The sequence below is a fragment of the Burkholderia sp. 9775_39 genome (assembly GCF_015712225.1).
Lineage (GTDB): Bacteria > Pseudomonadota > Gammaproteobacteria > Burkholderiales > Burkholderiaceae > Burkholderia > Burkholderia cenocepacia.
The window spans coordinates 128,414-148,938 of sequence record NZ_JACCQC010000016.1; the positions used below are offsets into that span (position 1 = coordinate 128,414).

General features: G+C 67.3%; 16 protein-coding genes and 3 tRNA genes. 5 read left to right on the top strand and 14 right to left on the bottom strand.

Going from position 1 to position 20,525, the window contains the following annotated elements; translation table 11 throughout:
- Positions 1 to 39: 39 nt before the first annotated feature.
- Entirely contained in the window at positions 40 to 606 is a 567-nt protein-coding gene (gene hfq, locus H0X90_RS22115; RefSeq protein WP_012492570.1) for an RNA chaperone Hfq, read from the bottom strand.
- A 295-nt stretch (positions 607 to 901) separates the two neighbouring features.
- On the opposite strand from hfq, the gene H0X90_RS22120 reads away from it, so the two are divergent.
- Positions 902 to 1,186, top strand: coding sequence for a hypothetical protein (locus tag H0X90_RS22120; RefSeq protein WP_012492571.1), 285 nt, complete (start codon positions 902 to 904; stop codon positions 1,184 to 1,186).
- A 27-nt stretch (positions 1,187 to 1,213) separates the two neighbouring features.
- Here the strand turns inward: H0X90_RS22120 and H0X90_RS22125 are convergent, their stop codons facing one another.
- The 4 genes from H0X90_RS22125 to H0X90_RS22140 form a co-directional block, all read right to left on the bottom strand.
- Positions 1,214 to 2,131, bottom strand: coding sequence for a DUF1571 domain-containing protein (locus tag H0X90_RS22125; protein WP_062884564.1), 918 nt, complete (start codon positions 2,129 to 2,131; stop codon positions 1,214 to 1,216).
- Positions 2,132 to 2,160: 29 nt separating this feature from the next.
- A complete protein-coding gene (locus H0X90_RS22130; protein WP_034200644.1) occupies positions 2,161 to 3,915 on the bottom strand; it encodes an AMP-binding protein in 1,755 nt (584 codons plus the stop codon).
- A gap of 157 nt (positions 3,916 to 4,072) precedes the next feature.
- Complete coding sequence (locus H0X90_RS22135; RefSeq protein WP_006485289.1) at positions 4,073 to 4,894, bottom strand: TetR/AcrR family transcriptional regulator; 822 nt, start codon at positions 4,892 to 4,894, stop codon at positions 4,073 to 4,075.
- Between the two features lie 215 nt (positions 4,895 to 5,109).
- Positions 5,110 to 6,330 (bottom strand): MFS transporter, encoded by a 1,221-nt coding sequence (locus H0X90_RS22140; protein WP_006495319.1) that lies wholly within the window; start codon positions 6,328 to 6,330, stop codon positions 5,110 to 5,112.
- Positions 6,331 to 6,611: 281 nt separating this feature from the next.
- On the opposite strand from H0X90_RS22140, the gene H0X90_RS22145 reads away from it, so the two are divergent.
- The 3 genes from H0X90_RS22145 to H0X90_RS22155 all read left to right on the top strand — a co-directional run bounded on the left by H0X90_RS22145 (position 6,612) and on the right by H0X90_RS22155 (position 9,661).
- A complete protein-coding gene (locus H0X90_RS22145) occupies positions 6,612 to 7,154 on the top strand; it encodes a GNAT family N-acetyltransferase (RefSeq protein WP_006495318.1) in 543 nt (180 codons plus the stop codon).
- 125 nt (positions 7,155 to 7,279) lie between these two features.
- Positions 7,280 to 7,906, top strand: a complete 627-nt coding sequence (locus H0X90_RS22150) for a ParB-like protein (protein WP_006485279.1) — start codon at positions 7,280 to 7,282, stop codon at positions 7,904 to 7,906.
- A gap of 24 nt (positions 7,907 to 7,930) precedes the next feature.
- Positions 7,931 to 9,661: a SulP family inorganic anion transporter gene (locus H0X90_RS22155; protein WP_077190098.1), complete on the top strand. Its 1,731-nt coding sequence runs from the start codon at positions 7,931 to 7,933 to the stop codon at positions 9,659 to 9,661.
- Positions 9,662 to 9,694: 33 nt separating this feature from the next.
- Here the strand turns inward: H0X90_RS22155 and H0X90_RS22160 are convergent, their stop codons facing one another.
- From H0X90_RS22160 to H0X90_RS22200, 9 genes are all read right to left on the bottom strand, one after another.
- Positions 9,695 to 10,642, bottom strand: coding sequence for a carbohydrate kinase (locus H0X90_RS22160; RefSeq protein WP_077190096.1), 948 nt, complete (start codon positions 10,640 to 10,642; stop codon positions 9,695 to 9,697).
- 135 nt (positions 10,643 to 10,777) lie between these two features.
- Complete coding sequence (locus H0X90_RS22165) at positions 10,778 to 11,722, bottom strand: ABC transporter substrate-binding protein (protein ID WP_060210821.1); 945 nt, start codon at positions 11,720 to 11,722, stop codon at positions 10,778 to 10,780.
- A 100-nt stretch (positions 11,723 to 11,822) separates the two neighbouring features.
- Positions 11,823 to 12,860: a ribose ABC transporter permease gene (locus H0X90_RS22170; protein ID WP_006485281.1), complete on the bottom strand. Its 1,038-nt coding sequence runs from the start codon at positions 12,858 to 12,860 to the stop codon at positions 11,823 to 11,825.
- Between the two features lie 42 nt (positions 12,861 to 12,902).
- A complete protein-coding gene (locus tag H0X90_RS22175) occupies positions 12,903 to 14,456 on the bottom strand; it encodes a sugar ABC transporter ATP-binding protein (RefSeq protein ID WP_034200641.1) in 1,554 nt (517 codons plus the stop codon).
- Positions 14,443 to 15,690 carry an ROK family protein gene (locus H0X90_RS22180; protein ID WP_006491498.1) on the bottom strand — a complete coding sequence of 416 codons (1,248 nt, stop codon included), beginning with the start codon at positions 15,688 to 15,690 and terminating at the stop codon, positions 14,443 to 14,445. Before H0X90_RS22180 ends, H0X90_RS22175 begins: the two co-directional genes overlap by 14 nt.
- A gap of 293 nt (positions 15,691 to 15,983) precedes the next feature.
- Positions 15,984 to 16,070 (bottom strand) — tRNA-Leu (locus H0X90_RS22185).
- Positions 16,071 to 16,316: 246 nt separating this feature from the next.
- Positions 16,317 to 16,403, bottom strand: a tRNA-Leu gene (locus tag H0X90_RS22190).
- 110 nt (positions 16,404 to 16,513) lie between these two features.
- Positions 16,514 to 17,503 carry an aliphatic sulfonate ABC transporter substrate-binding protein gene (locus H0X90_RS22195; RefSeq protein WP_077190429.1) on the bottom strand — a complete coding sequence of 330 codons (990 nt, stop codon included), beginning with the start codon at positions 17,501 to 17,503 and terminating at the stop codon, positions 16,514 to 16,516.
- 187 nt (positions 17,504 to 17,690) lie between these two features.
- Positions 17,691 to 17,777, bottom strand: a tRNA-Leu gene (locus H0X90_RS22200).
- Between the two features lie 249 nt (positions 17,778 to 18,026).
- Here H0X90_RS22200 and rnr point away from each other — a divergent pair.
- Entirely contained in the window at positions 18,027 to 20,501 is a 2,475-nt protein-coding gene (gene rnr / locus H0X90_RS22205) for a ribonuclease R (RefSeq protein WP_077190431.1), read from the top strand.
- Positions 20,502 to 20,525 lie beyond the last annotated feature (24 nt).

Here is a 20,525-nt window from a genome sequence, read left to right on the forward strand (position 1 = left end):
GAAGTGAAAAGGGCAAGCCGGTTGGCTTGCCCTTTTGTTTTACTGGCCGTCCGGCACGATTCGCCGGCGGCGCGTCACGATGACCGGCCCGTTGCCGCCGCGGGAATCCGACGGCGCGGCGTTGCCGGATGCGTCGCCGGTGTCGCGCGGCGCGCCGTAGCTTTCGCGCGGTTCACGCGGTGCGCCGTAGCCTTCGCGCGGCTCACGCGAGCCGTAGCCCTCGCGCGGTTCGCGTGAACCGTAGCCTTCACGCGGCTCGCGGGAGCCGTAGCCGCCGTCGCCGCGCGATTCGCGCGGACCGCCGTGCGAGCCGTACGGGCTGTGGCCGCCGCCTTCACGGCCGCCGGGGCGACCGCCGGTGCGCGGGCCGCGGGGGCCGCCGCCCGGGCGCGAACCGCCCGTGTCGAGCTGGATCGTGGAAATCGCACGCTTGTAGATGCCTTGCAGACCCACGGGGGTGCGCAGCATCACCAGATACTGGTCGAACGACTCGATACACCCCGTCAGACGAATGCCGTTGACGAGATAGATTTCAACACGCTTACGTTCCTTGCGCGCCGAATTGATGAAGTCGTTTTGCGGATGGGATTCTGCGGGATTGGCCATTGAGGTGCGGCAGGAGCCTGCGTCAGAGAATATGTTGTGCGTGTGTGTGACGTGTTCGTCCACAAGCCGTTTGGCGGAATTCTACCCTGTTCGATAGGGGAGCGCGCAGTCGTGATTGTGTCGAACCGTAACCCACTATAGACGTTCCGGCGCATTTTCGCGATCCGGCCGAATGGCCAAAGCCGTTTCGTTACGTCGCGTTACGACTCTCGCAGCCCCGTATCACCTCGGCGCGGGCGGCGCGCTTACATTGGTTGCGTGAGCCGGGCGGGCCGGCTTATCAGGGATCCGGAGCATGAACAAGAGGCAAGTGGCAGGGGTAATCGGGGGCATGGCGTTGCTCGTTTCCGGTAGTGCAATGGCGGGGCATGTCGACCTGTCGGTCGGCATCGGCGTACCGGTCGCACCGGTCTATGTCGAACCGGCGCCGGTCTATGTGGCGCCGCAGCCCGCCGTCGTCGCCTATCCGGGCTACGGATACGGCTATTACGGCGATGACGACGACGATCGCTACCGCAAGTGGCGCAAGCACTACTACAAGCACTGGCATCGGCACCACGGCGACGACGATGACGATTGAGCCCGTGATCGGCCCCGTCAGCGCGTGTCAGAACGCGTAGTCGGGGTTTTTCGGGTCGAATGCGGTGTCGTCGAGGGTCGCGGGCGCGATTTTCTCGATGACGATCCGCTCGAAGATCTTGCCGTCGTTGTCATAGGACTCGACGGTCCGGAAATAGGGGGCGTGCAGGTCGAGCCCCAGCACTTCCTTTTTCGCATAGAACTGCGGCCGGCCGGTCGGCGTTTCGTAGGTGAGCGCGACGACGCGCACGCCGTCGATCGTTTTGGCCTGCACGTCGGTCGGCCGCTGCACGCCGGCTTCCAGGTATTTCTTCCCTTCGGTCAGGTACAGGTTCGTGATGAACTCGGTGCCGAGATCCTTCACCTGGTGATTCGACTGGGCACGCGCCAGCGCGCCGTCGATCGCCGTCCACAGCGGAATCTTGCCGAGCAGGCCGCCGAGATGGCCATACATCTCGTCCTTGCGCTGGGTCGTGTCGTAGATGGTCTCCTGTCCGGCATGCGCGCCGCCCGGCAGCCATTTCGCATACACCCGCAGCGGCTCGCGGGTCGTCTTCACGAGCATGCGGTCGGGCGTGTCGGACCATTTTCCGCTGATGCGCTCCTGGCGCACCATCGTGAACTGGTAGGACGGGTAGCCGTTCGGGCCGTTGCGGATATAGAGCGGCACGGCGAGCGGATCGAGTGCCTTGAAGAGCGCGGTGAGCGTCGCGTCGTCGAGTTGCGCGAGCGTGCCGCGCTGGGCCGCCGTGCGCAGCCAGCGCGCCTGTTGCGCGACCGACTCGTGCGTCACCTTCGCGAGATCCGCGGGCAGCGCGACGGCCGGTGCCGCGCTCGCGGCGCTCGCCGTTTCCTGTGCATGCAGGCCGGCCTGTGCGAGCGACAGCGCGCACGCGAGCGCCGCCGCGGCGGCATGCCGCGCGCGGCGTTTCATTCCTTCGTTCATCGACAGCGTCTCCCGGAGCGATGGATCGTTCAGCCTTGCTTCGCGGCGTTGAGTTTGGCGAGTTCCTCGTCGCGCAGCGCGCGGCGCAGGATCTTGCCGACGTTCGTCTGCGGCAGCGCGTCGCGGAACTCGACGAATTTCGGCATCTTGTAGCCGGTCAGGTTCTTGCGGCAGTGCGCGAGCACGTCCTCGGCCGTCAGCGACGGGTCGCGGCGCACGACGAACACCTTGATCCGTTCGCCCTGCACCTCGTCGGGAATGCCGATCGCCGCGGCTTCGCTGATGCCCGGATGCATCACCAGCACTTCCTCGATCTCGTTCGGATACACGTTGAAGCCCGACACGAGGATCATGTCCTTCTTGCGATCGATGAGGCGGATGAAGCCGCGCTCGTCCATCACGCCGATGTCGCCGGTGCCGAGCCAGCCGTCGGCGTCGATCACCTTGGCGGTCTCGTCGGGGCGCTGCCAGTAGCCGCGCATCACCTGCGGGCCGCGCACGCACAGCTCGCCCGGCTCGCCGATCGCGGCCCAGGTGCCGTCCTCGCGGCGAAAGCGCACGAGGGTCGATGGCGCGGGCAGGCCGATCGAACCGCTGAACGCGGCCATGTCGTTCAGGTCCACGGGGTTCATCGTGACGATCGGCGAGCACTCGGTGAGGCCGTAGCCTTCGACCACCGGCCGGCCCGTCACCTGCTGGAAGCGCTCGGCGACCGCGCGCTGCATCGCCATCCCGCCCGCCATCGCGAGCTTGAGCTTCGAGAAGTCGCGCTTGCGGAATTCCTCGTTGTCGAGGAATGCGTTGTACAGCGTGTTGATGCCGGTGATGCCCGTGAACGTCTCGTGGCGGATGATCTTCATCACCATCTTCATGTCGCGCGGGTTCGCGATCAGGATGTTGCGCCCGCCGAGCCCCATGAAGATGAACGCGTTCACCGTCAGCGAATAGATGTGATAGAGCGGCAGCGGCGTGAGCACGGTTTCGACGTCGCCCGACACCTGGTCGGCGATCCACGCCTTCGCCTGCAGCAGGTTCGCGATCAGGTTGCCGTGCGTGAGCATCGCGCCTTTCGCGACGCCGGTCGTGCCGCCGGTGTATTGCAGGAACGCGAGATCGTCGCGCGTGGTCTGCACCGGTTGCGGCGCGCCGCGCGCGCCGAGCGCGAGGGCGGAGCGCAGCCGGATCGCCTGCGGCAGGTGGTAGTCCGGCACGAGCTTCTTCACGTGCTTCAGCACGAAATTGATCAGGCGTCCTTTCGCGTTGAAACCGTCGGCGAGCAGGTCGCCGAGCGCGGTGACGACAATGTGCTTCACCTGCGTTTCCGGCAGCGCGTCCTGCAGCGTGCGCGCGAAGTTCTCGAACACGACGATCGTCTGCGCGCCGCTGTCCTTCAACTGGTGCGCGAGTTCGCGCGCGGTGTAGAGCGGATTCACGTTGACGACGATCGCGCCGGCCTTCAGCGTGCCGAACAGCGCGACCGGATACTGGAACGTGTTCGGCAGCATGATCGCGACGCGGTCGCCGGGCTTCACGCCTAGGCTTTGCAGATACGACGCGAATGCGTCGACCTTCTGCGCGAGCGTGCGATAGGTCATCGACGCGCCGGCGCTGACATACGCGACGCGGTCGGCGAAGCGCGTCGTGCATTCGTCGAAGAACTGCACGAGCGACGCGTATTGCGTGACGTCGATCTCGTGCGGGACGCCGGGCGGGTACGACGCGTACCAGATGGCGTCGGTGTTCGGCGGAAGCTGGGCCGAGGTGGTTGCTGCGGAAGATGACATGACGTGTCTCCGGTCTTGGCGCTCGGCGCGGGTCGGCGCGTCAGCGCCAGCCCATGCCCCGTGCTTCGCGGCCGGCCGGCGCGGGCGTCTCGACGCCGCGCCTGACCGCGCGTATCAATCAAATCGTGAACAGGAAGCCGCGCGTGGCCTCGCGCGTTCAGCTCGTGGAATGCAGCGTTGCCGCCTCGGCGGCCGTCGCGCCCGACTGCGGCAGCCCGAACGCTTCGCTGGCGCCGGCATCGTCGAGCACCGCCGCGAAGATCGACAGTTGCGCGCTGTCGGGCATCGGCGCCTTCAGCGCGGCGACGATCAGCGACGACAGCCGCGCGATCATCTGCACGTCGTTCATCGTGCGGCCTTGCGAGAATTCGTCGATCAGGCTTTCGGTTTCGGCACCCGCGAGCGCGCCGGATAGCGCGCCGATCGCGAAGTGCAGCCGCCAGCCGAGTTCGGTGCGCGGCAGGTGCGGCAGCGCGCGCTGGAACGCATCGAAGAAGCGGCCCGCGACGCTCGCGTAGTGCGCGGTCAGGAAGTTGCGCACGAACGGCGAAGGGTCGGTATACGCGCGGCCGATCAGCCGGAGGAACCCGGGCCCGCCGCGTTCGGGATCGCGCGAGGCCTTCAGCGCCGGAATGAACATCGCGCCGAGCACGTGCTCGCAGGTGATGTGGGTGCCGAGCTGCGCGTCGAAGCGGTCGAGGATGCCGAGGCGCTCCTGGTTCAGCTGATCGAGCCGACGCGACAGCATCGCGTGGATCAGCGCTTCCTTGCTGCCGAAGTGGTAGTTGACCGCGGCGAGGTTGACCGCCGCGCGTGAGGTGATCTGGCGCATCGACATCGCCTCGAAGCCATGTTCGATGAACAGATCCTCGGCCGCATCGAGAATGCGCGCCTTCGTCCCGCCGGTCTGCCGCGTGCCGGATGACCGCGCCCCGGACGGCCGTCCCGCCGATGGCCGCCCCTCCTGACTTACTGCCATGTTCCGCCTCCCATGCCGGTTTCCCGGCCGCGAACAGGTGATTTGATTATCTGATTCAAACAGTCGTTTTCATTAAGATAAAAAAACGCGGGCGACGCGGGCAAGCGCGGCGTCTGGACCAATTCCTCTAGTTCGATGTGCAGGTGCGGAAAGCGCGGCACCCGCTCACGGCGGGGCGGGGCGCGCGCGATGATGCGGTGCCGCAACGCGCGGGTTCACCCGACGGTGCTACGCGTATTGACCGATTGCGTCATGTCGATGCCGCGCCGTTCGCGGCTGAACAGGATCAGCACGGCGATCGCGACGGCCACGATGCCGGCCACGAGCGCGAGCGCGAAGCCGTAGTTGTTGCCGTTCGACACGGCGAGTGATGCCTGCATCGTCGCGTTGCCCGACGCGAGCAGGTTACCGAGCTGGTAGACGACGCCGGGGAAGGTGGCCCGGATCTCGTCGGGCGAGATCTCGTTCAGGTGAACCGGTATCACGCCCCACGCGCCCTGTACCGAGATCTGCATCAGGAACGCGCCGGCGGCGAGCGCGACCGGGCCGCTCGAGAACGCCCACAGCGGCAGCACCGGCAGCGCGATCAGCGCGGCGATGAAGATCGCGCGGCGCCGGCCGAGCCGCTCGGAGATCGTGCCGAACGACAGGCCGCCGACGATCGCGCCGATGTTCAGCACGATCGTGATCCAGGACACGGTATGCGGATCGAAGTGATGCTGTTCGCGCAGGAAGGTCGGATAGAGATCCTGCGTACCGTGCGAGAAGAAGTTGAACGCGGTCATCAGCACGATCGCGTAGATCGTGAGTTTCCAGTTCTGTTTCAACGTGGCGCCAAGGCTCGGGCGCGGGCGCTTCTCCATCTGTTTCCATGCCGGCGATTCGGGCACGTGCGCGCGCACGTACAGCACGAGCAGCGCGGGCAGCACGCCGACCATGAACATCCCGCGCCAGCCGATGTATTGGTAGAACAGGCCGAACACGACCGACGCGAGCAGATAACCGCTCGGATAGCCGGCCTGCAGCAGCCCGGACACGAAGCCGCGCGCATGCGTCGGCACGGTTTCCATCGTCAGCGCGGAGCCGACGCCCCATTCGCCGCCCATCGCGATGCCGAACAGCGCGCGCAGCACGAGCAGCGCGGTCAGGCTCGGCGCGAAACCCGACGCGAGTTCGAGCAGCGAATAGCACGCGATGTTGACCATCAGCGTCGGGCGGCGGCCGAAGCGGTCGGCGAGCCGGCCGAAGATCAGCGCGCCGAGCGGGCGCATCGCGAGCGTCAGCGTGAGCGCGAACGCGACGGCGGGAATCGTCGACGCGAACTCCGCGGCGATGTCCTTCAGCACGAAAACCATCAGGAAAAAATCGAACGCATCGAGCGTCCAGCCCAGGTAGGCGGCGATCGTGACGTTGCGTTGCTCGCGGGTCCAGCTCATGTCCGGGGTCTCCTCGTTGGCTTGCGCGCTCACGATGTGCATGCGGATGCCGGCCCGGCTCGCGCGCGGCGCGGGGGCACTGATCGAGTGTAGGCTTCCGCGTCGCGCGATGTGGGGCGCGATAGCGCCGAATCGGGAATAATCCCTACGAAATGCACTGTTTCGGAAACGGAAACGGAGCCGCGCGAGGCACGCGTCGGGACTCTGTATCATTCCGGAAGGCTGTTTGTATCAATTCTGTAATGCGCTCGATGCGCATCGCCCCCGTATCGGGAGTCCAGATGAACGACCGTTCCGCCGACCCGCTGCCCGTGCTCGAAACCGCGCGGCTGTGGCTGCGTCCGCGCGTGCTGGCCGATCTCGATGCGTGCATCGAGATGGATCGCGATCCCGAGGTCACGCGCCACATCGCGGGCCCGTGGCACGACCCCGTCGAGCATCGTCGCTTCGTCACGCACCGGATCACGTGCGACTATCCGCCGGGCCTCGGCTACTGGTCGATCTTCGAGAAGGCCGCGCCCGAGGTGTTCATCGGCTGGATCCTGCTGATTCCCGATTACAAGGACGGATCGCGCGACGTCGAGATCGGCTGGCGGCTGGTGCGTGCGACGTGGGGGCGCGGCATCGCGAGTGAAGCCGCGGCGGCCGTCGTGCGGCACGCGTTCGACACCGTGCGCCTGCCGCGCGTGATCGCCGATATCGCGGAGGCCAACAGCGGCTCGCTGAACGTGGCGCGCAAGCTCGGCATGCGGCGCGTGAGCGTCGTGCACGACGGCATTCCTTACATTCGTCACCGCCTCGAACGCAACGATTTGCGGGCGTAGTGCGGCGTCGTGCGTGCGGCAAGTGTCAGAGAGGGTCAACCGGACGCGCATCGCGGTGATGACGGATTAACGGCGCGCGCGATCCGGAGTATCGTTGCCGGAATTTCGCAACATGGGGTACGACCATGGCACTCGGCACCGACGTTCATCTCATTCCCGTCAGGCTCGACGCGCTGCGTCCGACCCAGATGACGGTGGGCTACCGCGAAGTCAAGGCGAAGCGCAAGCACTGGAAGGCGCTGAACAAGCGCGCCCGCAAGGCCGCGATCGAATCGCACTGGTTCCCGGCCGTCCTCGGCCCGGACGGGCTGCACTACATCACCGATCACCATCATCTGGGCCTCGCGCTGATCGAGGAGGGCGAGTCGCGCGTGAACGCGATGCTGCTGAAGGATCTGTCGTGGCTCGACGACACGATCTTCTGGCGGATGATGGAACACAACCAGTGGGTGCATCCGTTCGGCCCGGACGGCTCGCGGCGCGACTATGCGCATTTGCCGAAGGCGCTGACGGGGCTCGAGGACGATCCGTACCGCAGCCTTGCCGGCGAACTGCGCACGGCGGGCGGGTACGCGAAGGACGCGACGCCGTTCAGCGAATTCCTGTGGGCCGACTATCTGCGCCAGCACGTGTCGCTCGACCAGATCCGCAAGAATTTCGCGAAGGCGCTCGATGTCGCGCTGCATCGTGCGCACGACCAGGATGCGCGCTATCTGCCCGGCTGGTCGGGCGTGATCGCCGTCAAACCCTGACCGGCCCACGGCGCCGACCGCCTCATGACGACCGCCCCGATCCGCCCCGACGCCGGCCCGCAACATCCGGACCATTTCGCGGCGCTCGACACGCCGCCGGCACCGCGTACGCAACGGATCGGCCTCGATGCGCTGGCCGGCCTGTCGATTGCCGGCCTGCTGATTCCCGAGGCGGTTGCGTATGCGGGGCTCGCGAACCTGCCGCCGCAGGCCGGCCTGATCGCGCTGCTGTCGGGGCTCGTCGTCTATGCGCTGACGGGCAGCAGCCGCTTCGCGATCGTGTCGTCGACGTCGTCGTCGGCCGCGGTGCTCGCCGCGACCGTGCTCGCCGAATCGGGGATGGCGCTCGCCGCGCAGCTCGCGCTGGCGGCGGCGCTCGTCGCGATGACGGGCGTGCTGTTCATCCTGGCCGGCGTCGCGCGGCTCGGCGGCATGTCGGATTTCGTCGCGCGGCCCGTGCTGCGCGGCTTCACGTTCGGTCTCGCGCTGACGATCGTCATCAAGCAGCTACCGAAGATTCTCGCGATTGCCGTGCAGCACGGCGATGCGCCCCACGTCGCGCTCGATTTGATCACCGGCGCGCCGCACGCGAATCTCGCGAGCGTCGTGCTCGGCGCGACCGCGCTCGCGCTGCTGTTCGTGCTCGGCCGCGGCGCGCGCGTGCCCGCGACGCTCGTCGTGATCGTGCTGTCGATCGCGGCGGGTTACGCGATCGACTGGCAGCGGTACGGAATCGCGATCGTCGGCCATATCGACTTCCGGCACCTCGAATTCGGGTTGCCGCATCTCGGCCGCAACGCATGGATGCAGACGGTCGAGCTCGCGTTCGCGCTGATGCTGATCCTGTATGCGGAGTCGTACGGATCGATCCGCAACTTCGCGCTGAAGCACGGCGATACCGTGTCGCCGAACCGCGACCTCGTTGCGCTCGGCTGCGCGAATCTCGTGTCGGGCCTGCTGCACGGGATGCCGGTCGGCGCCGGCTATTCGGCGACGTCGGCGAACGAGGCGGCCGGCGCGCAGTCGCGCTTCGCGGGAATGTGGGCGGCCGGCGTGGTCGCGCTGATCGTCTGGCTGCTGCTGCCGCAGCTCGCGCGCACGCCCGAGCCCGTGCTCGCGGCCATCGTGATCTTCGCGGTCAGCCATTCGCTGCATCCGTCCGTGTTCCGGCCGTACTGGGCCTGGCATCGCGACCGGCTCGTCGTGATCGCGGCACTGCTCGCCGTGCTCGTGCTCGGCGTGCTGCACGGGCTGCTCGCGGCCATTGGCGTGAGCCTGCTGCTGACGCTGCGCAAGCTGTCCGAGCCGAACGTCAGCGTGCTCGGCCGGCTGCGCGACAGCCACGATTTCGTCGACGTCGCGAGCCATGCCGATGCGAAGCCGGTGCCGGGCGTGCTGATCGTGCGGCCCGAGGCGCAGCTGTTCTTCGCGAATGCGGACCGGATGCTCAATCGCGTGCGGGCGCTGATGAAGACCGCACCGGACACGCATACCGTGATGTTGAGCCTCGAGGAAACGCCGGATGTCGACGGCACGACGATCGAATCGTTGCGTACGTTCGCGGCCGAATGCGCGGCGCGCGGGCTGCGGCTCGCGCTCGTCCGGCTCAAGACGCACGCGCTGCATGCACTGCGCCGCGCGGCGGACGGCACGCTGCACGACGATGCGATGTCGGAACTGAGCGTCGACGAGAGCCTGCAACTGCTGCAGGCCGGCCGTCCGCCGGACGGCAGCGACGGCACGGCCGCCGCGTGAGGGCTGCATGACGGCACGGCGCGTCGGCGCCGTCTAGTGCGACAGCGTGGCGCTGGCGCTGGCGCCGGCGCTGCGACCGATCATGTCGGCCACTTCCGCGGCCGTCGGCGCATACGCGCCCGCATGCGCGCAGGCGACGGCCGCGCACGCGGCCGCGTAACGCAGATGCTCGGCGGCTGACGCATCGGGTCGAGCAAGCTGGCTCGCGAGCCAGCCGCCGATGCTCGCATCGCCGCAGCCGACCGTGTCGGCGACCGCGGTCGGGAACGCGGGCTGGAACAGCTCGGTATCGCGATGCAGCAGTTGCATGCCGGTTGCGCCGCGCGTGACGAGCATCGTCGCGGCGGGCGCCCACGCGCGCAGTTGCGCGAGCGCGGCCGCTTCGTCGAGTTCGGGAAACAGCCCGCGCAGATCCTCGTCGGAGACCTTGATCCAGTCGGCCAGCGCGGTCAGGCGGCGCAGCGTGTCGCGATACGACGGCGCGGCCATCGGTGCGCGGAAGTTCGGGTCGAACGAGATCCGCTTGCCGGCCGCCCGCGCGGCTTGCGCGAGTTCGATCAGGCGCGCTGCGAGCGGCTCGCGCACGACGCCGAGCGAGCCGACGTGCACGATCTCGGCCGCGTCGAACGCGCCGGCCGGCAAGTCGGCCGGATCGAACGCGAGATCGGCGCTGTTTTCGCCGATGAAGAAATAGTGGGGCGGCTGCTTCGATACGACCATCGCGAGGAGCGGCGCGCGGTCGACCTGCCGGATGAAGCGCATGTCGAGCCCCGCATCGGCGCTCTTGCGCATCAGCTCGTCGCCGAAAGTGTCGCGGCTGACCGTGCCGGCGAAGGCCGTCGGCACGCCGAGTCGCGCCCCGACGCGCGCGACGTTCCAGCACGAGCCGCCGGCGACGCTGTGCCAGTGCTGTGCGTCGTCGCGGATGAAATCGGTCAGCGCTTCGCCGAAAACGATCAGGCGGGGAAACGTCGTCGTCATGTGGAAACCTTGTGCCGCGGCGTCGTGCGCGGCCGTACAGCGGTTGATCTGAACAGGCGGGCAGTGCCGGCCGTCGCGCGCGGCGACGCGGCCCGGCGCCGCCCGGCTCGCAGACGGGCGGCGCGCCCGGCGCGATCAGCGCGGGGAGCTCCAGCCCTTGTAGGTCTTCACGTTGTCGCGCGTGACGAGCGTCGGCTCGATCAGGATCATCGGATTGGCCGGCTTCTGGCCGTTCATGATCCCGTAGCCGACGTTGACCGCCTGCTGCGCCATCGCCCACGGATCCTGGCTCGACGACGCCTGCACGAGCGTGTTCGACTTGAGCGCGACCTCGATGTCGGGCGCGCCGTCGACCGACGTGATCACGATGTTCGGGCGGTTCAGCTGTTTCGCCGCGAGATCGCTGCCGATCGCCTGCGGGTCGTTGATCGTGAACACGCCGTCGAGCTTCGGAAAGCGCGTGAGGTAGCCCTGCATCGCGTTCATCCCGCCTTCGCGCGAGCCCTTGCCGTCCTGGTCGCTCGACAGCAGCTTGATGCCGGCGTTTTTCGCGAGCACGGCCTTGCAGCCGTTCACGCGATCGATCACGGCCGACACCTGCGGGCCGTTCTCGATGATCACGTTGCCCTTGCCGTTCAGCTTCTTCGCGAGGTAGTCGCACGCGAGCTCGCCGGCCTTCACGTTGTTGGTCTGCACGGTCGCGTTCGCGCCGGCCGCCGCGACGTCCACCGCGACGACCGTGATGCCGGCCGCCTGCGCCTTCTTCACCGCCGGCTCGATCGCCTTCGGGTCGGTCGCGTTGAGCAGGATCATGTCGACGTGCGCGGAGATGAAGTTGTCGATCTGCGTGAACTGCTTGTTCAGGTCGTAGTCGGCCGAGACGGCCGTGACCTTCGCATTCGGGTTGAGCTGCTTCGCGCGCGCTTCGGCGCCTTTCACGATCGTGACGAAGTACGGGTTGCCGAGCGACCCGACCGTGACGCCGATCGATTTCAGCGGCTTGTCGGCTGCGTGGGCGGCGGTGGCGCCGAACGCGAGTGCGCAGGCGACGGCGGTCAGGGCGGCGGTGTGCTTGAACATGTCGTTGTGTCTCCGTGAGGTCTGTTGGCGAACGCGCGCAGGAGGACCTGCCTGCGCGCCGATGGTTGAATGGTCAGGAATGCGCGGTGAGGGAACGGTGTCAGGTACGGGCCGAGTCGCGCTGGCGATAGCGGTCGAGGGCGACCGCGCCGATGATCACGAGCCCCTTGATGATGTACTGCCAGATGTCGGACACGCCGAGCAGCACGAGGCCGTTGGTCAGCACCGCGATGATCAGCGCGCCGATCAGCGTGCCGACGATCGACCCGACGCCGCCGACGAAGCTCGTGCCGCCGAGGATCACCGCGGCGATCGCGTCGAGCTCGTACGACTGGCCGAGCTGCAGGCCGTTGGCCGCATACAGGCGCGCGGCCGACATCACCGCGCCGAGGCCGGCGAGCAGGCCCGACGCCGCATATACGAACATCTGGATCGCCCGTACGTTGATGCCCGACAGCCGTGCGGCTTCCGGGTTGCCGCCGACCGAATAGATCCGCATCCCGAGCACCGTGCGGCGCAGGATGAACCACGAGATCGCGATTACCGCGCACGCGATCACGACGAGCCACGGCACGCCGAGGATCGAGCCGTTGCCGATGAACGCGAACGGCAGTTGCGGGTTGAACACGGTCGTGTCGTTGCCGATCAGGCGCGCGACGCCGCGCACGGCGGTCATCGCGCCGAGCGTGACGATGAACGGCGGCAGGCGCAGGAACGAGATCAGTCCGCCGTTGATCGCGCCGAACACGAGGCCGACCGCGAGCGCGAACGGCACGCCGAGCCAGCCCCAGCCGGGAAGGGTCGACGCGATGAGCGCCGCGACGGCCGCGGCGGCGAGCACCGAGCCGACCGACAGGTCGATGCCGCCCGTCAGGATCACGAACGTCATGCCGGCGGCGAGCACGATGTTGATCGACGCCTGCTGCGTGACGATCGACAGGTTCTGCAACGTGAAGAAGCCATCGGTCAGGAAGCCGAAGCCGACGCACAGGACCAGCAGCACCGGCAGCATGCCGGCCGTGCGGATCAGCGATTGCATGCGGGCGCGGTGATCGGCGCCGCGCATCAGGGGCGTGCGGTTGGCGACCGGATGGGCGGTCGCGGAAGCGAGGTTCCGCTGCTTGGTCGGGTTGATCATTTCGGTAACCTGAAAGTGAGAGTGAAATGAAAAGGGCGGGGCTCAGTGCGCGTCGGCCAGTTCGGCCTGCGAGCCGGTGGCGAGCGCGATGATCGCTTCCTGCGTGATCGGCGTATGCGTGTGTCCGCCGAGTTCACCCGCGATCTCGCCCTCGCGCATCACGAGCACGCGATCGGCGACGCCGATGATTTCCGGCAGTTCGCTCGAGATCACGATCACGCCCACGCCGGCACGGGCCAATTCGTTGATGATCCGGTAGATCTCGGATTTCGCGCCGATGTCGACGCCGCGTGTCGGTTCATCGAGGATCAGCACGCGCGGCTTCGTCTCGAGCAGGCGCGACAGCAGCACTTTCTGCTGGTTGCCGCCCGACAGCGCGCCGACGTTGACGTTGGCGTGCGGCACGCGGATCGACAGCGACGCGATCGCGTCGCGCGCCCGTTCGGCGCCGCGCGCGAGGTCGAGCGCGCCGAGCCGCGCATCGCGGTTGCACACCGAGATGTTGATGTTGTCGCGCACGCTCATGTCGAGGAACAGGCCCTGGCGCTTGCGGTCCTCGGTCAGGTAGACGAGGCCCGCGTCGATCGCGTCGCGCGGCGAGTGCGCGCCGAACGTGCGTTCGCCCAGCTTCACGTCGCCGCGCACGCGCGGCTCGGCCCCGAAGATCAGCCGCGCGAGTTCGGTGCGGCCCGCGCCGACGAGGCCGGCGATGCCGAGCACTTCGCCGGCATGCAGATCGAAGCTGCAGCCGCGTACGCGCGCGCCGTCGGCGACGTCGCGGACCGACAGCAGCAGGTGGCCGGGGTCGTACGGCGCGTGTTCCTTCTTGTAGAAACCGGAGATGTCGCGCCCGACCATCATCGCGACGAGCCGCTCGGCCGACAGCGACGCGCGTTCGAGCGTGCCGACGTACGTGCCGTCGCGCAGCACCGATACGCGGTCGGACAACTCGTAGATCTCCGCCATCCGGTGGCTGATGTAGATGATCGCGAGACCTTCCTCGCGCAACTGGCGGATCAGGCGGAACAGGTGCTCGGTTTCGCGCGACGACAGCGGCGTGGTCGGCTCGTCCATCACGAGGATGCGGGCGCGGGTGTGTACGGCGCGCGCGATTTCGACGAGCTGCTGTTCGGCGATCGACAGCGTGTCGACGAGCGTGTCGGGCCCGAACGGCGCGCCCAGGCGCGCGAGCACGTCCTGGCAGCCGCGCGCCATCGCCGCGCGGTCGATCGTGCCCCAGCGCCGGTTGCCGCGGCGCAGTTCGCGGCCGACGTAGATGTTTTCCGCGACGGTCAGGTTCGGCGACAGGCACAGCTCCTGGTAGATCACCGCGACGCCGGCATCGCGCGCGGCGAGCGGGCCGTCGATGTCGATGCGTTGACCGTCGATCAGGATCTCGCCGCCGGCGTCGGCGCGGTACGCGCCCGACAGAATCTTCATCAGCGTCGATTTGCCCGCGCCGTTCTCGCCCATCAGCGAATGGATCTCGCCCGGATAGACGGTCAGGCTGACGTTGTCGAGCGCGCGGACGGCCGGGAACGTCTTGCTGATCCCGCGCATCTCGAGCAACGGACGGGGCGACTCAGATCGCGACATGGTTGACCTCCTGCGAGTCGGTGCGGGCGCCCTTGAGGATGCCGGCCCGCGGGGAGAAGTTGAAAAACATCGGCAGCGTGGCGGCGCCGATCGCGCCGGCGTCGGCGCCGAACGTGCCGCGCACGAGCACGGGCGTGCCGCGCGCTTCGGGTGCGGTCGCCACGAGCGCCGCGCGCAGGCGGCTCGTGACCGCGTCGAGCAGGCCCGCGTCGGTGTCGGCGTCGAGCACGACCACCGGCGCGTCGATCACGCACAGCACCGCGCGCAACGCCGGTGCGAGCGCGTCGACGCAGTCGTCGATCCATTCGTCGACGGCCGGCAGGCCGCGCGCGATGCAGGCTTCGAGATCGGCGCGGTTCTCGACCGTCTCGCCGTGATGGCGCAGGTGGCGCACGAGCGCATGCAGCGAGGCGCGCGCGAGCAGGATGTCCCACGGGCCGCGCGGCGGCGGCGCGGAGGCCAGCCGGCTCGGCGGCACCGGAATCACCGCGATGTCGCCCGCATTGCCGGTCACGCCGCGCAGGCAGTCGCCGTCGATCGCGATGCCGCCGCCGATCGCCGGCCCGATGAACAGGTAGACGAAGTCGTCGCACTGCCGGCCATATCCGTAGAACAGTTCGGCGATCGCGGCCGCGTTGCCGTCGTTTTCGCCGAACACGGGCAGCGACAGCGTGCGGCCGAGGTCGGCCGCGAAGTCGACGTCTTCCCACGCGCGGAACGTGTCGGGTGCGAGGCCGAGTTCGCGCATCCACGCGCCGAGGTTGTATGGCTGCGCGACGCCGATGCCGGTCAGGCGTGCGCGTTCATGGTCGGGGAGCAGGGCCTGCATTGCGTCGATGTCGTGACGGACGATCTCGAGCACGTCGGCGGGCGGCGGCAGCAGCGTGTCGTGAGAGCGGCGGCCGAGCACGTCACCCGCGAAATTGACGAGCGCCGTCTCGATGCGCATCCGGTCGAGATGGACGCCGATGCCGAATGCACCGCGCGGATCGAGGCGGATCAGCGAAGCGGGTTGGCCGCGCTGGCCTTCGGTGCGACCCGCGAATTCGATCAGCTTCGCGTCGGCGAGCGCCCCGATGATGCTGCCGACCGCCGTGCCCGTCATGTTCGCGAGACGCGCGAGGTCGGCCTTCGACGCGCTGCCGGCGCGGCGCAGCGTCTTCAGCAGCAGGCGCTCGTTGTAACGGCGCACGTTGGCCGAATTGCTTCCCTGGCCGAAGTGCGGGCTTCTCATGGCGTCTCCTTCCATGTCGCACCGCTTGGCGGCGCATTAAATAAATCACGTTGATTTATTTAACCGCGTGAGGGACGGCCTGTCAGCCTAGGGAAATCCCGGTTTTTCTACGACGGAGGGTCCGCGTGGGGGCGGAGTGACGTGAAGGGGCCGAATGCAGTCGTGCGCCGATCGACGGTACGTGGGGCGGGGAGAGGGAAGATACGCGATACGGAGATTCCGTAAGCGCGCCCGGTGCTGGGCGCCGGAAATGAAAAAAGGTCGGCAAAAGCCGACCTTTTTTATAAATCGAGTGGTGCCCAGGAGAGGACTCGAACCTCCACGATGTTGCCACCGCTAGGACCTGAACCTAGTGCGTCTACCAATTCCGCCACCTGGGCACGTTTCGCTTGCTGCAGTGCGAAGACCGCTATTCTAGCGCGCCGGGAGAATCTGTCAATAGAATTTGAGGGGCGGACGAAAATATTAATCTGGCGGTGTGATTGTCCCGCGCGGGAGGGCGCGCGAGCCGCGACGACCTCCGAGTGTGATGTTGGGAGGGGATGCGTCGACGCGAGCGCACATATTTATTTGAGCGCCGGAAATGAAAAAAGGCCGGCAAAAGCCGACCTTTTTTACAAATCGAGTGGTGCCCAGGAGAGGACTCGAACCTCCACGATGTTGCCACCGCTAGGACCTGAACCTAGTGCGTCTACCAATTCCGCCACCTGGGCACGTTTCGCTTACTGCAGTGCGAAGACCGCTATTGTAGCGTGCTGACGAAGTCTGTCAACACAATTTCATCCGGCACGCTAAAAATACTGCGCGCCTTGGCAGCCGACCGTCACCCGCCGATCGGCTCCGCGCGCTTCGTCGCAAAATTCCAGCGCTGCGCCTGGCCCGTATCGACGCGAGCGGGTAGCAGTCCGGCCGCCAGGAACGTGTCCGCGATCTTCTGTTGTTCGCCGAAGTTTTGCGGGGCCACCGCGCGGACGACGTAGCTGCGTCGCGCATTCGCACGTGCGATCGTCGCGGCATCGAGTCCCCAGATCGGTGCGAGCGTGGTCGCGGCCTCCTGCGGATGGTCGCGCAGCCACGTACCGGCCAGCGACAACTGGTCGAACAGGATCTGGACGACGTCGGGGCGCGCCGCGGCAAAGCTGCTGGATGCGAGGTAATAGCGCTGGTACGACGCGAGTCCGTTGCCGTCGGCCAGAATCCGCACGTCGGGATTCCGGTCGACTGACGCGACATAGGGATCCCATGTGATCCATGCGTCCACGCTGCCGCGCTCGAATGCGGCGCGGCCGTCAGCGGGCGTCAGGTAATGGATCGCCACGTCGGCAGGCGCGAGCTTCGCGCGGGCGAGCGCGGCAAGCAGCAAGTAGTGGCTGCCGGCTGCCTTCGTGACCGCGATGCGTCGGCCCTTGAGATCGGCAAGCGTGCGCAGCGGGCTGTCCTGCTTGACGACGATTGCCTGCGCCTTCGGCGAGGGCGCCTCCTGCGCGATGTACACGAAACGCGCATGCGCGGCCTGCGCGAAGACCGGGACCGTATCGGCCACGTCGGCGCTGAAGTCGACGGCGCCGACGTTGAGCGCTTCGGTCAGCGGCAATCCGCTCGCGAATTCGTGCCATGACACGCGCAGGCCGAGCGGCGTCAGCGCCTGCTCGAGCGTGCCGCGCGTCTTGAGTAGCGTGATCAGCGTCGACGACTTCTGGTAACCGATGCGCAGGGTGGCCGGCGCGTTCTCGGCGTGCGCGCGGACGCCGGCGGCAGTGAGGCCCGCGGCCAGCATCGCGCGCGCGAATGCGCGGCGGTTCATCGACGTCATGAAGGGGGCTCCTCGTTGGATGCGTTGAAAGCGAGGCGGCTAACGTAACAACGGGGACGACGATTGATAACCGATAAATTCTGCTATCGATCGGAGCGGCCGACATAAGGGCAGGGGACGGATGCTCGCGACGCAAGCGCCGAAATGAAAAAAGGCCGGCAAAAGCCGACCTTTTTTATAAATCAAGTGGTGCCCAGGAGAGGACTCGAACCTCCACGATGTTGCCACCGCTAGGACCTGAACCTAGTGCGTCTACCAATTCCGCCACCTGGGCACGTTTTGCAGTAGCTGCTTGCTGCAAAGAAGCGAAATTATAGCGCCCCAATTATTCCTGTCAACACTTTTTTGCGATGCATCGCAAACCGGCCGCCGACGCCCGCGCCGGCGGCATTCCGGTCATTTGGCGACACAGGCGGGTGATAGAATGACCCGCCGCCGTCAATATAGAACTGTCTGACGGACACCTCTATGTTGATGCCGTGCACCATCAGTCAACGCAACGAGAACAATCATCGACAAACCCTTGAGCAAATATCCGTACCCCATTCCGAGCCGTGAAGAGATTCTCGGCGTGCTGCGTACGAGCGACGCGCCGCTGGCCGCCAACGACATCGCCGAAGCACTGTCGATCAAGCGTCAGGAGCGCGAGGGGTTCTTCCGGCGTGTCGCCGCGATGGAGCGCGACGGCCAGATCCGCCTCGACAAGCGTGGCCACTACCAGTTGACCCATCCGTCGAATTTCGTCGCCGGGCGCGTGCAGGGGCATCGCGACGGCTACGGGTTCGTGATCCGCGACGACGGCCAGGACGACCTGTTCTTGCCGAACGGCGAAATGCAGAAAGTGATGCACAACGACCGCGTGCTCGCGCGGATCGTCGGCTACGATCGCCGCGGCCGGCCGGAAGGGCATGTCGTCGAAGTCACGGACCGCGCGAACAAGCGCGTGATCGGCCGTCTGCTGAACGAGAACGGCGCGCTGATCGTCGCGCCGGAAGACAAGCGCATCGGCCACGACATCCTGATCACGCAGAACGTGAAGAAGGCGAAGGTCGGGCAGGTCGTCGTCGTCGAGCTGACCGATTTCCCGAGCCGCCATTCGCAGCCGCTCGGCCGTGTCGCCGAAGTGCTCGGCGATATCGACGATCCGGGCATGGAAATCGAAATCGCGGTGCGCAAGTACGGCGTGCCGCACGAATTCAGCCAGCCGGCGCTCGACGAAGCCGCCGCGCTGCCCGACAAGGTGCGGCCGGCCGACCTGCGTTTCCGCGTCGACCTGCGCGACGTGCCGCTCGTGACGATCGACGGCGAGGACGCGCGCGACTTCGACGACGCCGTCTACTGCGAGCCGGTCAAGGTCGGCCGCGGCGACGGCTTCCGGCTGATCGTCGCGATCGCCGACGTGTCGCACTACGTCCAGCCGGGTACCGGGCTCGACGCCGACGCGCTCGAGCGCAGCACATCGGTCTACTTCCCGCGCCGCGTGATCCCGATGCTGCCGGAGAAGCTGTCGAACGGTCTCTGCTCGCTGAATCCGCAGGTCGATCGCTGCGTGCTCGCATGCGACATGGTGATCACCGCGCGCGGCGAGATCAAGGCATACCAGTTCTACCCGGCCGTGATCCATTCGGCGGCGCGTCTCACGTACACCGAAGTCGCGGCCGTGCTGTCGAACACGAAGGGGCCGGAGGCCGCGCGCCGCGCGGATCTGCTGCCGCACCTGCAGGACCTGTACGGCGTCTACAAGTCGCTGTTCGCCGCCCGTCAGAAGCGCGGCGCGATCGACTTCGACACGACCGAGACCTACATCGTCTGCAACTCGCAGGGCAAGATCGAGCAGATCGTGCCGCGCCAGCGTAACGACGCGCACAAGCTGATCGAGGAATGCATGCTGGCCGCGAACGTCTGCGCGGCCGATTTCCTGAAGCGCAACAAGCATCCGGGCCTGTACCGCGTGCACGCGGGGCCGACGCCGGAGAAGCTCGAGAACCTGCGGGCGTTCCTGCGCGGCATGGGCCTGTCGCTCGGCGGCGGCGACAAGCCGCACGCGAGCGACTACGCGGCGCTGATGGCGCAGATCCGCGACCGCCCGGACGCGCAGATGCTGCAGCCGATGCTGCTGCGCTCGATGCAGCAGGCCGTCTACAGCCCGGACAATATCGGCCACTTCGGCCTGGCGTACGAGGCATACGCGCACTTCACGAGCCCGATCCGTCGCTATCCGGACCTGCTCACGCACCGCGCGATCTACGCGATCCTGTCGGGCAAGAAGTACACGCCGAAGGCGCCGGAAGGCTTCGAGTTGAACACCGCGTTGTCGCCGCGCGCCCGCGCGATGCAGCAGGCCGACGACGAAGCGCGCGGCCGCTCGCGCTCGAACACCGCGATCTGGGAAGAGCTCGGCCTGCACTGCTCGGCGAACGAGCGCCGTGCGGACGAAGCGTCGCGCGACGTCGAGGCGTGGCTCAAGTGCTACTTCATGCGCGACAAGCTCGGCGAGGAGTACGGCGGGATGGTGAACGGCGTGACGTCGTTCGGCATCTTCGTGCAGCTCGACACGCTGTTCATCGAAGGCCTCGTGCACGTGACGGAACTCGGCTCGGACTATTTCCAGTACGACGAGATCAAGAACGAGCTGCGCGGCGAACGCACGGGCATCCGCTATCGTCTGTCGGATCGCGTGCGCGTGCAGGTGAGCCGCGTCGATCTCGATGCGCGCAAGATCGATTTCCGCCTCGTGCGCGATACGCCGGTGAAGGCGCCGCGTCCGTCGCCCGCGCCGGCTGCCGGCGTCGATCGCAACGGCAACGGCAATGGCCCGCGCGTGCGCGCGCTGCCGCCGGTCGAGGAAACCGTGCCGCGTCGCAAGAAGGCCGCGAGCGCGCCGAGCGTCGCGGTGCAGGAAGCGCGCGCCGCGCGTGGCGCCGCGAAGAAGAAGGGCGGTGGTGGCGCGCCGGCGAAGCCGACCGCGAAGAAGACCCGCGCCCGCAAGAAGTATTGAGCGTTCGGGGCGGCGTACGCGCAC

Coding starts and splice junctions, on each gene's coding strand:
- hfq (WP_012492570.1), bottom strand. CDS start 606: ATGGCCAATCCCGCAGAATCCCATCCGCAAAACGACTTCATCAATTCG.
- H0X90_RS22120 (WP_012492571.1), top strand. CDS start 902: ATGAACAAGAGGCAAGTGGCAGGGGTAATCGGGGGCATGGCGTTGCTC.
- H0X90_RS22125 (WP_062884564.1), bottom strand. CDS start 2,131: ATGAACGAAGGAATGAAACGCCGCGCGCGGCATGCCGCCGCGGCGGCG.
- H0X90_RS22130 (WP_034200644.1), bottom strand. CDS start 3,915: ATGTCATCTTCCGCAGCAACCACCTCGGCCCAGCTTCCGCCGAACACC.
- H0X90_RS22135 (WP_006485289.1), bottom strand. CDS start 4,894: ATGGCAGTAAGTCAGGAGGGGCGGCCATCGGCGGGACGGCCGTCCGGG.
- H0X90_RS22140 (WP_006495319.1), bottom strand. CDS start 6,330: ATGAGCTGGACCCGCGAGCAACGCAACGTCACGATCGCCGCCTACCTG.
- H0X90_RS22145 (WP_006495318.1), top strand. CDS start 6,612: ATGAACGACCGTTCCGCCGACCCGCTGCCCGTGCTCGAAACCGCGCGG.
- H0X90_RS22150 (WP_006485279.1), top strand. CDS start 7,280: ATGGCACTCGGCACCGACGTTCATCTCATTCCCGTCAGGCTCGACGCG.
- H0X90_RS22155 (WP_077190098.1), top strand. CDS start 7,931: ATGACGACCGCCCCGATCCGCCCCGACGCCGGCCCGCAACATCCGGAC.
- H0X90_RS22160 (WP_077190096.1), bottom strand. CDS start 10,642: ATGACGACGACGTTTCCCCGCCTGATCGTTTTCGGCGAAGCGCTGACC.
- H0X90_RS22165 (WP_060210821.1), bottom strand. CDS start 11,722: ATGTTCAAGCACACCGCCGCCCTGACCGCCGTCGCCTGCGCACTCGCG.
- H0X90_RS22170 (WP_006485281.1), bottom strand. CDS start 12,860: ATGATCAACCCGACCAAGCAGCGGAACCTCGCTTCCGCGACCGCCCAT.
- H0X90_RS22175 (WP_034200641.1), bottom strand. CDS start 14,456: ATGTCGCGATCTGAGTCGCCCCGTCCGTTGCTCGAGATGCGCGGGATC.
- H0X90_RS22180 (WP_006491498.1), bottom strand. CDS start 15,690: ATGAGAAGCCCGCACTTCGGCCAGGGAAGCAATTCGGCCAACGTGCGC.
- H0X90_RS22195 (WP_077190429.1), bottom strand. CDS start 17,503: ATGACGTCGATGAACCGCCGCGCATTCGCGCGCGCGATGCTGGCCGCG.